The sequence below is a fragment of the Aeromonas sp. QDB39 genome (assembly GCF_027707585.1).
GTDB classification, from domain to species: Bacteria; Pseudomonadota; Gammaproteobacteria; order Enterobacterales; family Aeromonadaceae; genus Aeromonas; species Aeromonas hydrophila.
Genome location: NZ_JAPCIV010000019.1, coordinates 34788 through 49930 on the forward strand (window position 1 = coordinate 34788; position 15143 = coordinate 49930).

Genomic DNA, 15143 nt, shown 5'->3' on the forward strand with positions numbered 1-15143 from the left:
GGATTTTCTGATATGGCCGGAACCAGTTTGTTGGCCCTGCTCGATGATATTGCCAGCGTGCCGGGCGACGTGGCGCTGATGACCAAGGTCGTGGCCAACAAGAGCGCGGTGTGCTGCGGGAAGCTCTCTTCTACTGACATAAGGATTCTCTGATATGGCCGGAACCAGTTTGTTGGCCCTGCTCGACGATATTGCCAGCGTGCTCGACGACGTGGCGCTGATGACCAAGATGGCGGCGAAGAAGACCGCCGGGGTGCTGGGGGACGATCTGGCGCTCAATGCCGAGCAGGTCTCCGGGGTGCGCGCCGAGCGGGAGCTGCCGGTGGTGTGGGCGGTGGCCAAGGGGTCGTTTCGCAACAAGCTTATTCTGGTGCCTGCCGCCATCGCCATCAGTGCGCTGGTGCCCTGGCTCATCACCCCGCTCCTGATGCTGGGCGGCGCTTACCTCTGCTTCGAGGGGGCCGAGAAGCTGGCCCACAAGTTTCTGCCCCATGAGGCGAGCGAGGGTGAAGAGCACACTGCACCCATTCCCGATGATCTGGTGGCGTTTGAGCAGCAGAAGATAAAGGGGGCCATTCGCACCGACTTTATTCTGTCGGCCGAGATCATCGTCATCGCCCTTGGCACCGTACAGGGGGCGAGCCTGGCGCTGCAGCTGTCGGTGGTGGCGGGCATCGCCCTGCTGATGACGGTGGGGGTCTACGGCCTGGTGGGGCTCATCGTCAAGCTCGACGACATCGGCTTGCACCTGCTGCAAAAGCCCGATGGCGGTGCCTTGCGCCGGGCGGTGGGGCAGGGGCTGCTGGTGACGGCGCCGCGGCTGATGCACCTGCTGGCACTGGTCGGCACCATCGCCATGTTCATGGTGGGGGGCGGCATTCTGGTACACGGCTGGCCTTTTGTGCACCACCTGATTGAAGGGGCCGCCGCCGCCGTGGCTACCCTGCCTGCGGTCGGCGCCGCCCTCGCGCTGGTGACGCCGACCCTGCTCAACGCCGTGGCCGGCGTGGTGGCCGGGCTGGTGCTGGTGCTGGCCATGACCCTGGTGAGCAAGCTCAAGCCCGCCAAATAGTGGCGGCGGGCTGAACCTCGCGGAGCATATCCCTGCGATGGGAGCCATTCCGTCAGAGACTGTCTCGTCTGTTGCCTCGGATGGGGGCTAGGCAAGGGCCTGCCCCCTTCGTACTATCCGGCTGACACCCGCTCACAGAGGCGGGGTCAGCCCACATGGACGCAAACAGACAAGGAAGGTCATGAAACCACCCGTTTGGCTGGATGATCACATCTATGCCGCCCCCGACTGCCCGGCGATCGACGCCGATTTCCAGTGTGCCCGCGAGGCCCTTAACCGCCTGCCACCCCTGCTGGATGAACTGCCCAAGACCCACGACATCAATGCCTTGCGCCATCTGCTTCGGGCCATCCGGGCCTGCTGGCGCGAGGTGCGCCGGCTGGAGTGGAACTGCCAGACCTACGGTTACAACCGGCTCAGCCGGGATGGGCGCGACGAGGCGGCCAGGGTGCTGCTCTCCCGCGGCCAGCAGCTGCAGGCAAACCTGTCCCAGCTTTGCAAGCCGGTGACCCTGTTCTGGGTGCGCGCTCCCGAGGAGCTGGTACGCGCCCTGCTGCAGGATCCCGAGCTGTTCGAGCTCGCCTATGCCATTCGCCACGACCGGCGCCAGCAGGATCAGTGGTTGTCGCTCGAGAGTGAGCAGCTGATCGCGGGGCTGAGCGTGGATGGCCTGCAGGGGTGGGGGGATCTCTACGACAACCTGGTAGGAAGGCTCAGGCCGGTGGTGGAGGGGCAACCCATGGGGCTGGCCCAGGCGGACAACCTGCTGGCCCACCCGCAGCGGGCCCGGCGCGCCGCCGCCTGGCACGCCATCCAGGCCGCCTGGGGGGCGGAGCAGGAGACGGTGGCCGCCATCCTCAACGCCATCAACGGCTGGCGCAACGAGCTGACCCGCCAGCGTGGCAGGGAACGCAGGTGGGATGCGCTCGACGTTTCCTGCCACCAGGGACACCTGGATCGGGTCACCCTGGAGACCCTGATGGCGGCGGCCGGCGAGCACAAGGAGCTGGGGCGACGAGCCCTGCGCGCCATGGCCTGCGCCCAGCAGATCAGCGACTTCACCCCCTGGGATCTCTATGCCCCGGCGCCGGCTGCGGCGAGCGTCCTTATCAGTTTCGAGCAGGCGCTGGCCTTGGTGGCCGACGCCTTCGCCGGCTTTGACCCCGAGATGGGGGCCTTTGCCCGCATGATGGCGGCCAATGGCTGGATTGACGCCGCCCCGAGCGAGCAGCGGCGCAGCGGCGCCTACAGCACCGAGTATGCCGATCCGCCCGAGCCGCGGGTGTTTCTCACCTTTGAGGGGACCCTGGACAACGTCATCACGCTCGCTCATGAGTTGGGGCACGCCTGGCACAGCTGGCTGCTGCGGGAGTTGCCGCTGGAGCAGCGTGACTACCCCAAGACGCTGGCGGAGACCGCCTCCCTGTTTGCCGAGGCGCTGGTGCGCGATGCCCTGCTGGCGGCCACCGACAACATGGAGCAGCGCCGGGCCATCGCCTGGCTGGACGGGGAGCGCGCCGCCAGCCTGCTGCTCGACGTGCCGGCCCGCTTTACCTTCGAGCGGGCCCTGGTGGCGGCGCGGGAGCAGGGCTACGTGGGGGCCGGCCAGCTGCGGCAGATGATGAAATCGGCGCAGCAGCAGTGGTATGGTGACACCCTGAGTCAATATGACGAGCTGTTCTGGGCCAGCAAGGGCCACTTCTCCATCGCCGAGCTCGGGTTTTACAACTACCCCTACCTGTTTGGCTACCTGTTCAGCCTGGGGCTCTATGCCCAGCAGGCGCGGGCGGGGCGCGAGTTCGTCCACGCCTATCGGGAGCTGCTGCGCGACACCGGCCGCATGAGCGCAGAAGAGCTGGTGGAGAAGCACCTGGGGGTCGACATCCGTGAGCCCGCCTTCTGGCAGGAGAGCCTCGATTATGTGGAAGAGGCAGTCGCCCGCCTTGAGCGGCTGGTGTAGGCAGCCCGGCGGTTTTTATCCTGGTGGCGGGCCCTGTGGCTCGCCACGCGCATTCAAAGGGGCTCGGCCCCGCAACCTGATGACGAGCATTTGATGCAGCAACGAATCTACCCACAACAGTGGCAAAACCAGCATATCTATCCCGCCCTCGACTGCCCGCAGGTGGCCGCCGATCTCGCCCTGGCACGCGCCAGTGTGGACGAACTCGGCCTGTTCATCGAGGGGCTTGGCGCCGTGCGGGCCGATGCGCAGGCGCTGCAGGATTTCTTGCGTGAGGTGCGGCTGCGGGCCCAGCGCATTCGCAACATCGGCTGGAACCTGGCCGTGCTGGCGGCCTGTCAGGGCAGTCAGGATGCCCGCGACGAACTGGCCAAGCAGCTGGCCTCCCGCGCCCGCGCCCTCAATGCCGATCTGTTCAAGACGCTGGCGCCGGTCGAGGATCTGATGCTGGCGCTGCCGGAGGCTGAATTTGAGCAGCTGATGGCCGACTCCCTGCTGGGGGAGGAGGCGTACCGGCTGCGTCACGAGCGCCGCTTGCAGGATCAGCGCCTGCCGGTGGAGGCGGAGCAGTTGGTGATCGGTCTTGGCACCGACGGCCTGCACGCCTGGGGCAACCTCTACAACGATCTGGTGGGCAAGATCCGGCTGGTGATCGATGGCCGCGAGGTGGGACTGGCCGAGGCGAGCAACCTGCTCTCCAGCCCGCTGCGCGCCCTGCGCCGGGAGGCGTTCGATGCCATCAGCGCCGGCTGGGAGGGGGAGCAGGAGACGGTGGCCGCCATTCTCAACGCCATCAATGGCTGGCGGCTTGAGCTTTCGCGCCAGCGCGGCCGCAGCCGCCAGCTCGATGCGCTCGATCTCTCCTGCCATCAGAGCCACATCGAGCGGGCGACCCTGGATACCCTGATGCAGGAGACCTGGCGCGCACGCGGGCTCGGTCAGCGGGCGCTGGGGCTGATGGCCGAGCGCCTCGGCATCGAGGAGCTGGGGCCGGAGGATTTGTTTGCCCCGCCGCCGGCCGCGGTGAGCCGCGAGATCCCGTTCGAGGAGGCGATCGAGATCATCGCCGAGGCGTTCTCTCGTTTTGATCCCGAGATGGGCGAGTTTGCCCGCATGATGGCCGAAAAGGGTTGGATCGATGCCGCGCCCACCCCCAACCGGCGCACAGGGGCCTACTGCACCAAGTTTGCCGAGCCGGTGGAGCCGCGGGTCTTCATCACCTATGCCGGTACCATGGACAACGTCATCACCCTTGCTCACGAGCTTGGCCACGCCTGGCACAACTGGCTCATTCGCGACCTGCCCATGAGCCAGCGCAGCTACCCCATGACGCTGGCCGAAACCGCCTCCATCTTCGCCGAGACCCTGGTGCGCAGCGCCCTGTTCGAGCAGGCGCAGACTCCCGAAGAGCAGCAGGCCATCGCCTGGGCGGAAGCGGACGGCGCCGCCACCTTCCTGGTCAATATCCCGGCCCGCTTCGATTTCGAGCGCGCCCTGGTGGCGGAGCGGGCGGCGGGCTATGTCTCGCCGGCGCGGCTCAAGGCGCTGACCGACGAGGCCTGGGGCCGCTGGTACGAGCAGAGCCTGTGCCGTTATCACCCCCTGTTCTGGGCCGCCAAGGCGCACTTCTCCATCGCGGGCTTGGGTTTTTACAACTACCCCTACCTGTTCGGCTATTTGTTCAGCCTCGGCGTCTATCAGCAACTGATGCATCGCCAGAAGGCGGGAGAACAGAATATGGCACAGGCCTACCGCGACCTGCTGCGCGATACCGGCCGCATGAGCGCCGAAGATCTGGTGGCCAAGCACCTGGGCCAGGATATCCGCCAGAGCGCCTTCTGGCAGGGCAGCCTGGCGCTGGTGGAGGCGGCGGTGGAGCGCTTCGCCCAGACCTGTGGCTAACACAGGCTTGCTGAATGAAACCGCCGGGCAGCCATGCTGCCCGGCGGTTTTTTTATGGGACGGGTTTGCCTGGTTGCGGCTGAGCGGGCGGGCGCACCGGCCCCACCAGCAGGGGCCTCGGCTGGTGGCGCAGGTCCGGCTGGTAGCCGTTGAAAAAGAGGTTGAGCAGCACCGAGCTGAGGGTGGCCAGCAGGATGCCGCTGTGAAACAGCGGTTGCAGGGCGGCGGGGAAGTGCTGGAAGAAGTGGCCGGATACGGTGGGGATCATGCCGACCCCTAAGCTGATGGCGACGATGTAGAGGTTGTGGCGATTGCTGTTGTAGTCGGCCCTGGCCAGGATGCGGATGCCGGTGGCCAGCACCATGCCGAACATCACGATGCCGGCGCCTCCCAGCACGAAGGGGGGAATGGAGGCGACCAGCACTGACATCTTGGGCACCAGGCCGAAGGCGAGCAGGATCCCCCCCGACATGACGCAGACCCAGCGGCTCGACACCCCGGTCACGCTCACCAGCCCGATGTTCTGGGAGAAGGAGGTGTGGGGGAAGCTGTTGAAGATGCCGCCGATGATGGTGCCGATGCCATCCACCCGCAGGCCGCGCACTATGTCGCCCCGGCTGGCCGGGTGGCCGACGATGTCGCCGAGCGCCAGAAACATCCCCATCGACTCGATGAAGGTGATGAGCATGATGACGGTGAGGGTGGCGATGGAGATGGGATCGAAGGTGGGCCAGCCGAAGGCAAACGGCACTATGGGGGCAAACCAGGCCGCTTCACTCAGGCCGTCCAGGCTCACTTCCCCCATGGCAATGGCCACCCCGAAGCCGAACAGGATGCCGAGCAGCACCGAGATGTTGCTGAAAAAGCCCTTGGTGAAGCGGGTCACCAGCAGGATGAAGGCTAGCACCAGAAAGCTGGTGCCGATGTAGCGCAGGCTGCCGTACTCGGGGTTGCCCTTGCCCCCCGCCATCCAGTCGATGCCCACCTGCATGATGCTGATGCCGATGGAGGTGATGACCACCCCGGTCACCACGGTGGGAAAGAGCGGCATCAAGCGGCCGATGAGGGGCACCAGCAGGGTGGAGAGGATGCCGGCGGCGATGGTGGCGCCGAAGATGCCGGTCAGCCCCAGCGCCGGGTTGGCGCCGATGGCCAGCATGGGCATGACGGCGGCGAAGGTGACCGACATGATGACCGGCAGGCGGATGCCGGCGAAGCGGCCGATGCCAAGGCACTGCAGCAGGGTGACGATGCCGCAGCAGAAGAGATCCGAACTGATGAGATAGGAGATTTGATCCTTGGGCAGCCCCAGGCTGCCGCCGATGACCAGCGGCACCGCCACGGCGCCGGCATACATCACCAGCACATGCTGCAGGCCGAGGGTAAAGAGCTGGCCAGGGGGGAGCAGGCGCTCCACTTCGTCGATGGCGCGGCCCTTGGCCGCCCCGGGGGGCTGGGTCTGGTTCATGAACAGATCACTCCTTGCGACCCGGCGGCGAGAGCCGGGCAAGATGGGGCAGGCTGGCTGTCCCGTTCATGGATGGGGTCCGGGTCGCCCTGGATCCGGCCGCGCAGGCGAAGGTCGCCTTCACGCGGTATCGCAGGGGGAGTGCAGGAGCCGTGCTCAGCCGGCAGGCATGGGTGTCTGTTGGCCCTGTTCATGCGTATTTTTGCAGGCGGGATCACGCTTGCACGCGCTGATGGCTGACAATCGTTTGCCAGTCGATGGGACCGGGCTTTCAGATTGGTAGCCCGGTTATCATTTCGGTCGGTCGGGCTCTCAGATTGATAGCCGGCAGTGGACGGCGGCGCGCCGTCTGGTTTCATCCGTAACCGAGGGCGTGATCCAAAGCAAGAAAGTAGGATGTTTTGGTGGCGCAGGGCCCTGCCGCTGGGGTAGTTTCGATAAAACCGACACAGATCCTGAGGTCTTATCCATGATCATCTATCTGCATGGCTTCGATGCCACCAGCCCGGGCAATCACGAGAAAGTGCTGCAGTTGCAGTTTATTGATGATGATGTGCGTTTCGTGCACTACAGCACGGTTCACCCCCGTCATGACATGAGCCACCTGCTCAAGGAAGTGAAGAAGCAGCTCGACATGAGCACCGATCCCAAGCCCCTCATCTGCGGGGTGGGGCTGGGTGGGTACTGGAGCGAGCGCATCGGCTTCCTGTGCGGCATCAAGCAGGTGATCTTCAACCCCAACCTGCACCCCGAAATCACCATGCAGGGCAAGATCGACCGACCGGAAGAGTACGAGGATATCGGCACCAAATGTGTGTCTGAATTTCGTAGTAAAAATTCAGGAAATTGCCTCTGCATCCTTTCCGTTCAGGATGAAGTGCGCGATAATGGCGAAACTGAGCGTGAATTGAAGAATTATTACAACATCGTGTGGGATGAGCGAGAGACGCACAAGTTCAAGAACATCTCTCATCACCTGCAACAGATGAAGGCTTTCAAAGAAGCCTGATTGATCGTCACGTCATGGATTCAACTATCAAGGGAGCCGATGGCTCCCTTCGCTTTAATGGAACCGAGGTAATTAACCATGACCAATATTGTTGTCGTCGGCGGCGGTGCCGGCGGTCTGGAGCTGGCCACCAGCCTGGGCCGCAAGCTGGGCAAGAAGAACAAGGCCAAGATCACCCTGGTTGATCGCAACCGTACCCACCTGTGGAAACCCCTGCTGCACGAAGTGGCCACCGGCTCCATGGACGCGGGCATCGACGCCCTGAGCTACCAGTCCCACGCCAAGAATCACGGCTTCGACTTCCAGCTGGGTACCCTCACCGACATCAAGCGCGACGAGAAACGCATCGTGCTGGGGAAGATCGTCGACGATAACGGCGACATCGTGGTCAACGAGCGCGAGCTGCCCTACGACTACCTGGTGATGGCCATCGGTTCCGTCTCCAACGACTTCAACACCAAGGGCATCAAGGATCACTGCATCTTCCTGGACAGCCCCACCCAGGCGCACCGCTTCCACAACAGCATGATGAACCGCTTCCTGCAGTTCGCCACCGAATACCAGCCGGGCGACAAGGTGAAGATTGCCATCGTCGGCGGCGGCGCCACCGGTGTCGAGCTCTCTGCCGAGCTCTACAACGCGGTCGAACAGCTCTACGCCTACGGCTTCAAGAACCTGACCACCGACAGCCTGAAGGTGACCCTGGTGGAAGCGGGCCCCCGCATCCTGCCAGCCCTGCCGGAGCGCATCAGCGGCGCCGCCCACCAGGAGCTGGTCAAGCTCGGTGTGGACGTGCGTACCGCCACCATGATCACCGAAGCGACCAGCGAGGGCCTGCACACCAAGGATGGCGAGCTGATTGAAGCGGACCTGATGGTGTGGGCAGCCGGTATCAAGGCGCCGGACTTCATGAAGGATATCGCCGGTCTTGAGACCAACCGCATCAACCAGCTGGTGGTGAAAGAGACCCTGCAGACCACCCGTGACGAGAACATCTTCGTCATCGGTGACTGCGCCGCCTGCCCGCAGCCGGACGGCAAGTTCGTGCCGCCGCGCGCCCAGTCCGCCCACCAGATGGCGACCCAGGCGTTCAAGAACATCCTGGCCAAGATGAACGGCGGCGAGCTCAAGCCCTATCTCTACCACGACCACGGTTCGCTGGTGTCCCTGAGCCGCTTCTCCACCGTGGGCAGCCTGATGGGCAACCTGATGCGCGGCTCCATGATGGTGGAGGGCTACATCGCCCGTCTGGTCTACATCTCCCTCTACCGGATGCACCAGATCGCCCTGCACGGCTACGTCAAGACCGGCCTCATCATGCTGGTGGGCCGCATCAACCGGGTGCTGCGCCCGACCCTGAAGCTGCACTAAGCCGCTTGGGGCAAACGTGGCGGGGCGGCAATGGCCCCGCGCACAATGAAAAAGGAGAGGCCAAGGCCTCTCCTTTTGTATTTCAGGGGTATCAGGAGGCGTCCACCTGCAGGGTGCGAACCTCGGTGAGGGCGGCGGTGAAGAACAGCCGCGCCAGCTCAGGATCCCCTTGCCCGGCATCGCGGGCGACGTTGGCAATGTCGCCGCCGAGCAGGGTGATGGTGTTGCCGACCTTGCTCACCCGATCGATGAGGGAGCCGAACTGCTGGGAGAAGGCCGTCGTCTGGCCGAGGAAGCCTTGCTGACGCTGGATCTGCCCCTCAATCTGGTTCACCTGTCCCTCCAGGCTGCTCACCTTGTTCTGGGTCTGCGTCAGGGTGACGGCCAGGGCGATAAGGCCCGGCAGCCCCAGCAATCCCAGCCCCAGCAGGTAGAGTTTTTTCTTGTTGAGGGAGTCCAGCTCCTGCCGGGCGCCATCCAGGTTGGATTGCAGCCCGGCGATGGTGGCTTGCAGCTCCACGCCGATCCGTTGCAACGCGATGTTGTCTTGCGTAATGCGATCGTTGGCACTCTGGCTGGCGGTCAGGGTCTGGGCGGTCAGGGTCTGGATGGGGGCGATCTCCTGCTGGACCAGATCGACGAACGCCTTGAGTGCCTCGGGGTTGAAGGGGCCGGTATTGGCCAGCTGCTGGGTCAGTTGCAGCTCCAGGCGGGCAGCAAATGCCAGGACTTGCTGCTGCATGGTTTGCACCTGGGGCAGCAGGGCGGCAACCACCTCACCGACGTTTTGCTGGATGTTGACGGCGTTTTGCGGCAGACCGCTGAAGGACTGAATGGTCGCTTCGGCCTGCTGCATGTTGGCAATGGATTGGGAAAGAATGCCGTTGCTCATGGGGTCTCCTTGATGGAAGAGGGCGGCCAGGCCGCCCTCCCGTGGTTTAGGCGGCCAGGCGCGCCACGAAGTTGGCGATGGTGTCGGTCTGCGGCACTTGCAGCGGGCTCACCCCGGCCATCTGGGCCTTGATGGTGGTCACGTCGGTGAGCACCGTCTTGACCGTGGTGTCGGCGGCGGTCAGCCAGAGCTGGCGGATGTCGTCGCCGCTGGTGATCCCCTTGTCCAGGTCGGTGATCAGGCTGCCCAGATCGGAGGTGAGGGAGTCCCAGGCGTTGCTCATCTGGGTGGCGGCGGTGACGGCGTTTTGCGCCTGCACCTGCAGCCCCTTGTAGCCGTTGCCGATCTGGGTGGCGATCAGCACCTCGCTGTTGAGGCTGCTGCGTTTTTGGTACAGATCCTGACGGGCGCCCAGCGAGTTGTGCAGCACAATGGCGCCAGCCGTGATGCCGCCGGCCCCGGCCACCATCATGGCAACCCCGCCGATGACCACCGGGGTCGAGGTGCCGGCGGTGACGAAGTCAGCCACGGCACCGATGGCGGTGACGAAGGCGCCACCAATCACCAGCAGCCCCCCGGCGACGATGCCGGCGATGGCGCCGTCGATGGCCGCATTCACCTTGTCGATGTCGCCGTTGAGCTGGGCGAGCACCCCGTTATCCCCCTGCACCTTGCTGTTGAGGTTCACCACGATTCCCTGGAAGTTGCTGGAGTCGGTGATGAGGTTGTTGTTGAGATTGACGATCACCAGGCGGGTGTCGGAGGAGAGGCGCTGATATTCGGTAGCCTGCTCCTTGATGACGCTCAGCTGCCTGAGCCACTGCGCCTTGGTAGAGCAGGCGGCAGCACGGCCGGAATGGCGTTTTGCAGGGCAAAGTAGTTGGAGATGTTGCTGATGTTGGTGATGATCTGCGGCTGGATGGTATTGAGATAGAGGTCGGCGTGCCCCTTCGCCAGATCGAGCCCCTGGTTGATCTGGATCTGGTTGTCCTTGAGGTTCGGGAACTGGCTGAAGTCCACCGGCACCTGCTGCTTGACGCTGTTGCAGTAGGTCTGGATCTGCATGGCTTGGGAAGCCTGGTTGGCCATACCCTGGTCCATGGTGATGGTTGTTGCGTTGGTCATTTGGCGTGTCCTTGCGTGGTGGGATTAAGCGTCGGGCAGGATGCCGTTGCCGGCGTAGGCTGCCTTGATGTCGTCAACCTGGCTCGAGAGCAGCTGCCAGGACTGGGTGTTGAGCGCCACGGTGCGTCGCAGTTGGCGTACGTCGTCGGGGCTGTTGAGGTCAGTGACCACGGGCACGGCCCCTTGGTAGGCGTCGGCCACCTTCTGCCAGCCTGCGGGCAACTGGGTGACGGTGTCGGCAACCCGGCTGTAGGTGTCGACAAACAGCTGGTTTTGCGCCTGCACCGACTTGGCCACGCTCAGCAGGGTGTTGGTGGCAGCCAGCGCCTGATAGGCCTGGGCCAGCTTGTCGGTGTTGGTCTTGAGCTCGCGGGCCGCCTGACTGGAACCAGCGATGCCTGAGGAGAGCGCCTCGAGGCCGGAGATCATGTACTGGGTCTGCTGATCGGTCTCTTTGGCTATCTCCTGCGAGGTGGCGGGTTTGGCTCCCTTGTCGGCCGGTTTCTGCTCCAGCGTCAGCGAGGTGACGATGGCCCGTCCCAGCTGGTTGACCCCTTCACCGGCCTTGCCACCCTCGTCGACGATCGCCTGGATATTGGCGGCGATAGCCTGGTTGAGGGCGTCAATGATCTCGGTCTGACGCTTGGCGTCGGCCATCAGATCCTGCTCGAGCTGGGTGATGACGCCGTTGAACTGGGTCATCAGGGGGCGCAGGGAGCCCCAGGCCACCTGCACGCGGGTATTGAGTGCCTGGGCATTGAGCCGGTAGCTCTGGGCCTGATCGACGAGGGACGTCAGTTGTTGTCCCAGCCGTGCCCCGCCCGCGAGAACGGCGGCGTCATCTTCCTGACCCAGCAGGCGGTTGAACGCGGCGACCAGGGCGTAGAAGTTGGAGCCGTTGCTCAGCAGATGGATAAGACCGGACAGGTTGGTCTGCTGGTAATAGCGTGCCTGGTTCATCATCTGGGCCTGGTAGGCCTCGATTTTTACCGCGAGGGTGGAGTCGATCTCGCTGTTGGCCAAGGACTGCTGCATCAACAGCAAGTTCGCATAGGTCTGGTTGAGCAGGGCGGGTGAGGTCGTGGACAGGTAGGCGGCCAGCAGACCTTGATCCCCCAGATCCAGGGTGGCGATCGTGGTCATGACATGGTCTCCATCGCGGTGTCGGCGAGCGGGCTGGCGGGGGAACATGCCCCCGGTGCGAGGGTGGGGTGAGGTAGTCGGGTATCCTGCTGCATCATGCTGCTCTCCTCGTGACGAAGTGGGTCTGTCCCCGCGCTGGTGCCGGGACAGACTCACCCTAGGGAAAGGCAAAATGGGTCACAACTGATAGTTTTGTCACTTGATGTTTGAGCCGGATCGGCTAATGAAAGAGGTGTCTGCAGGGGGCGTTTTGGCGGCCCGGTGTTGCCTTTTTCCGATAACTTCTGCCGGCAAACAGGCCGGCCATCGGGCAGTGGCTCCGGGATATGGGGCACGATCGGCCAGGGTCTGGCTGGCACGTATCGAGTCTGCCTGCTTGCCTGGTCTCCTGCGCTGCTTTAGGCTGTCTCCCCAGTACACTCCACAAGGAAAACAAGATGATCCTCTCAACCACTCCCACCCTGGAAGGCAAGACCATTCGCGAGTACCGCGGCATCGTCGTGGGCGAAGCCATTCTTGGCGCCAACGTGTTCAAGGATCTGTTCGCCGGCATCCGCGACATCATCGGCGGCCGCTCCGGCGCCTATGAAAAAGAGCTGGCCCGGGCCCGGGAAATCGCCTTCGACGAGCTCAAGGAGCGCGCCGCGGCACTGGGGGCCAATGCGGTGGTCGGCATCGACATTGACTACGAGGTGGTAGGACAAAGCGGCAGCATGCTGATGGTCAGCATCAGCGGCACCGCCGTGCTGGTTTAAGTCTGCGCTCCCCCTGCTTTGGCAAAGGCCGATAACCTGGTTATCGGCTTTTTTGTGGGGGCTGGCGGTGCCTCCTCCATGGCTGCCAGCGGAACATGTGCAGACGTTCGCTCATAACTGATTGATTATTATCTTTAATATTTTTTAATAATGGCCCGCTGCCGATTTCATATTTTTTAACTGGGCGGCGGTGAGCCGTCAGCACTAGAGTGTGTGCCATCAGGACGACATCCGGCATGGATGACATTTCATCTCTCTCAAGGCGTATCAAGATGCACAAGAAATCAGCTCTGTTGACCATCATCACCCTGGCCATCACCGCCCATGCTGGCCGCGTTGCGGCGGCCGTGCCCAATTTCAGCGCCAGCTGCCCCATGAATATCCAGGTCAAGGGAGAAGGGGGCAGCGTCTACATCAACGGCAAGAAGGCTACCCTGAAAACCGATGCCCCCAATGCCTATTCGGCCCAGAGCGGCAAGATCATGATCGGCATCACCTCGGATTCCGCCACCAGCGAGCCCAGCATCGACTACGCCATCAAGCACGACAACCGCGCCAACGGCCTTTGCACCGTGCAATCCTGGTCAGCAGGCAAGGCGGCCGCGTTGCCGATGGCCAAGGGGAACTCTCCCTATCAGGGCAAGTGGACCGCCAAGAACAGCGGCACCGGCCAGACCGTGGCCGAGATCCGGATCGACGGCAAGGAGCAGGTGTGGGTCAACGAGGTCAAGGTGAAGGCCAAGCGTACCGACGGTGCCCTGCAGTTTCGTCAGGGGATGATCCTCTATACCCTGCAGGGCGATCCCCGTGTACGCAGCGAAAGCAGCTGGCAGGATACGGATGCAGGCTCGACTGGCCCTATCTCCTTCGAATAAATCCGTTTCCCAATTCCGATAAAAGCGACGTAGGCCATGGCCTGCGTCGCTTTCTTACTGGTCTGCTAAGGGGCGTGCTATGAGCGGTTACACTCCGGCCAGGGTATTGGCTTCGCCGTACCAGTCCAGCTTGTCAGCCAGCGTCACCACCGAACCTATGATGATCAGGCTCGGACTGCCGACCTGGGTGGCCAGCTGCGCCAACTGCTGCAGCTCGCCGCGTACCACCCGCTGCTGCAGGTGGGTGCCCTGTTCCACCAGCGCTACCGGGGTGTGACCGGGCAGGCCGTGGGTCTGCAGCTCGTCCTGAATGCGGCCGGCATGGGCTAACCCCATGTAGAAGACCAGGGTCTGGCGAGGGGCCGCCAGCGCCGACCACTCCTGCGCGATATTGCCCTCCTTGTCGTGGCCGGTGATGAACTGCACCCGCTGGGCGTGATCACGGTGGGTGAGGGGAATGCCGCTGTAGGCGGCGCAGCCTGAGGCCGCCGTGATGCCCGGCACCACGGAGAAGGGGATCCCCGCCTCGGCCAGGGTCTCCAGCTCCTCGCCGCCTCGGCCAAAGATAAAGGGATCGCCCCCCTTGAGCCGTACCACCTGTTTGCCCAGCCGAGCCTGCTCCAGCAACAGCTGGTTGATCGCCTGTTGGGGCACGCAGTGGCGGCCCGCCTCTTTGCCGACGAAAATCCGCTCGGCATCCCGGCGAACCAGCGCCAGCACCTCCTGCGACACCAGCCGGTCATAGACCACCACATCTGCCTGTTGCAGCTGCTGCAAGCCGTTCAGGGTGAGCAGCCCGGCATCGCCGGGGCCGGCGCCCACCAGGGTGACGCTTCCCTTGCTCTGCTGTGGCTCATTGAGCAGCGCGTTGATGCTTTGTTCGGCTGCCTGCTGCTGGCCCCGCGCCAGCTGGCATGCCAGTCGCTCATGGCTAAAGAGCCGCTCCCAGAAACGGCGGCGGGCCAGTTTGTCCGGTATGGCCTTGACCCGCTCGCGCAGCTTGCCCGCCAGGGTAGCGAGCTGGCCGAGGTGCTGCGGCAGCAGGGCTTCGAGTTTTTCCCGCAGCTGGCGGCTCAGCACCGGTGCCGAACCCGCGCTGGAGATGGCCACCATCAGCGGCGAGCGGTCGATGATGGCGGGCATGATGGCGCTGCAGTGGGCAGGAGAGTCCACCACGTTGCAGAAGATCTGGCGCAGGCTCGCTTCGTTGAAAACCTGCTGGTTGACCTCGGGCTGGTTGGTGGCGGCGATCACCAGCCATTTGCCATCGAGCAACTCGGGGTGAAAGTCGGCGGCGCAGACGGTAAGCAGTCCCTGCTCGGCCCAGCTCATCAGTTGGGGTTCGAGATGGGGGGCATTGATGGTCACCCGGGCTTTGGCATCGAGCAGCAGGCGCGCCTTGCGCACCGCGACCTCGCCACCACCGACGATAAGCACCGGCTTGTGTTGCAGCTGACAGAAGAGAGGGAGAAAGTCCATAACGGGCTCCGGATGCGGGTCCGGCAGCGGAGGGCTGCGCAGGACGAAAAGAGGAGAAGGGGTTGGGGTGCAGTGAGAGGAAAAAGGGGGAA

General features: G+C 63.9%; 14 protein-coding genes. 8 read left to right on the top strand and 6 right to left on the bottom strand.

Annotation, left to right across the window (positions count from 1 at the left end; all coding sequences use genetic code 11):
- Positions 1 to 12 precede the first annotated feature (12 nt).
- From PG899_RS12710 to PG899_RS12725, 4 genes are all read left to right on the top strand, one after another.
- Positions 13 to 153 (top strand): hypothetical protein, encoded by a 141-nt coding sequence (locus PG899_RS12710; protein WP_190284139.1) that lies wholly within the window; start codon positions 13 to 15, stop codon positions 151 to 153.
- 1 nt (position 154) lies between these two features.
- Positions 155 to 1072, top strand: a complete 918-nt coding sequence (locus PG899_RS12715) for a DUF808 domain-containing protein (RefSeq protein ID WP_190284140.1) — start codon at positions 155 to 157, stop codon at positions 1070 to 1072.
- A gap of 181 nt (positions 1073 to 1253) precedes the next feature.
- On the top strand, positions 1254 to 3032 hold the full coding sequence (locus PG899_RS12720) for a M3 family oligoendopeptidase (protein ID WP_190284141.1): 1779 nt from the start codon (positions 1254 to 1256) through the stop codon (positions 3030 to 3032).
- Between the two features lie 93 nt (positions 3033 to 3125).
- On the top strand, positions 3126 to 4934 hold the full coding sequence (locus PG899_RS12725) for a M3 family oligoendopeptidase (RefSeq protein ID WP_190284142.1): 1809 nt from the start codon (positions 3126 to 3128) through the stop codon (positions 4932 to 4934).
- Between the two features lie 52 nt (positions 4935 to 4986).
- On the opposite strand, the gene PG899_RS12730 is transcribed toward PG899_RS12725, so the two are convergent.
- On the bottom strand, positions 4987 to 6402 hold the full coding sequence (locus PG899_RS12730; RefSeq protein WP_190284143.1) for a nucleobase:cation symporter-2 family protein: 1416 nt from the start codon (positions 6400 to 6402) through the stop codon (positions 4987 to 4989).
- Positions 6403 to 6871: 469 nt separating this feature from the next.
- Between PG899_RS12730 and ycfP the strand changes: the two genes are divergently transcribed.
- Together ycfP and PG899_RS12740 are read left to right on the top strand one after the other, a co-directional pair.
- Positions 6872 to 7411, top strand: a complete 540-nt coding sequence (ycfP, locus tag PG899_RS12735; RefSeq protein ID WP_016351064.1) for an alpha/beta hydrolase YcfP — start codon at positions 6872 to 6874, stop codon at positions 7409 to 7411.
- Between the two features lie 78 nt (positions 7412 to 7489).
- Positions 7490 to 8782, top strand: a complete 1293-nt coding sequence (locus tag PG899_RS12740; RefSeq protein ID WP_011706404.1) for an NAD(P)/FAD-dependent oxidoreductase — start codon at positions 7490 to 7492, stop codon at positions 8780 to 8782.
- Between the two features lie 91 nt (positions 8783 to 8873).
- Here the strand turns inward: PG899_RS12740 and PG899_RS12745 are convergent, their stop codons facing one another.
- The 4 genes from PG899_RS12745 to PG899_RS12760 are packed head-to-tail and all read right to left on the bottom strand — an operon-like array spanning position 8874 to position 11942.
- The gene (locus PG899_RS12745) at positions 8874 to 9674 is read right to left on the bottom strand and encodes a hypothetical protein (protein ID WP_029300414.1); all 801 of its coding nucleotides are present in this window, start codon (positions 9672 to 9674) and stop codon (positions 8874 to 8876) included.
- 46 nt (positions 9675 to 9720) lie between these two features.
- Positions 9721 to 10482 carry a hypothetical protein gene (locus PG899_RS12750; RefSeq protein WP_323947283.1) on the bottom strand — a complete coding sequence of 254 codons (762 nt, stop codon included), beginning with the start codon at positions 10480 to 10482 and terminating at the stop codon, positions 9721 to 9723.
- Positions 10479 to 10799, bottom strand: coding sequence for an HBL/NHE enterotoxin family protein (locus tag PG899_RS12755; protein WP_269150393.1), 321 nt, complete (start codon positions 10797 to 10799; stop codon positions 10479 to 10481). Before PG899_RS12755 ends, PG899_RS12750 begins: the two co-directional genes overlap by 4 nt.
- A gap of 24 nt (positions 10800 to 10823) precedes the next feature.
- Positions 10824 to 11942 (bottom strand): HBL/NHE enterotoxin family protein, encoded by a 1119-nt coding sequence (locus PG899_RS12760; RefSeq protein WP_190284144.1) that lies wholly within the window; start codon positions 11940 to 11942, stop codon positions 10824 to 10826.
- 437 nt (positions 11943 to 12379) lie between these two features.
- Here PG899_RS12760 and PG899_RS12765 point away from each other — a divergent pair, with 437 nt between their 5' ends.
- Both PG899_RS12765 and PG899_RS12770 read left to right on the top strand, forming a co-directional pair.
- Complete coding sequence (locus PG899_RS12765; RefSeq protein WP_011706400.1) at positions 12380 to 12697, top strand: heavy metal-binding domain-containing protein; 318 nt, start codon at positions 12380 to 12382, stop codon at positions 12695 to 12697.
- Positions 12698 to 12969: 272 nt separating this feature from the next.
- The gene (locus PG899_RS12770) at positions 12970 to 13572 is read left to right on the top strand and encodes a hypothetical protein (protein ID WP_190284145.1); all 603 of its coding nucleotides are present in this window, start codon (positions 12970 to 12972) and stop codon (positions 13570 to 13572) included.
- 87 nt (positions 13573 to 13659) lie between these two features.
- Here the strand turns inward: PG899_RS12770 and cysG are convergent, their stop codons facing one another.
- Positions 13660 to 15051: a siroheme synthase CysG gene (gene cysG / locus PG899_RS12775; protein WP_190284146.1), complete on the bottom strand. Its 1392-nt coding sequence runs from the start codon at positions 15049 to 15051 to the stop codon at positions 13660 to 13662.
- Positions 15052 to 15143 lie beyond the last annotated feature (92 nt).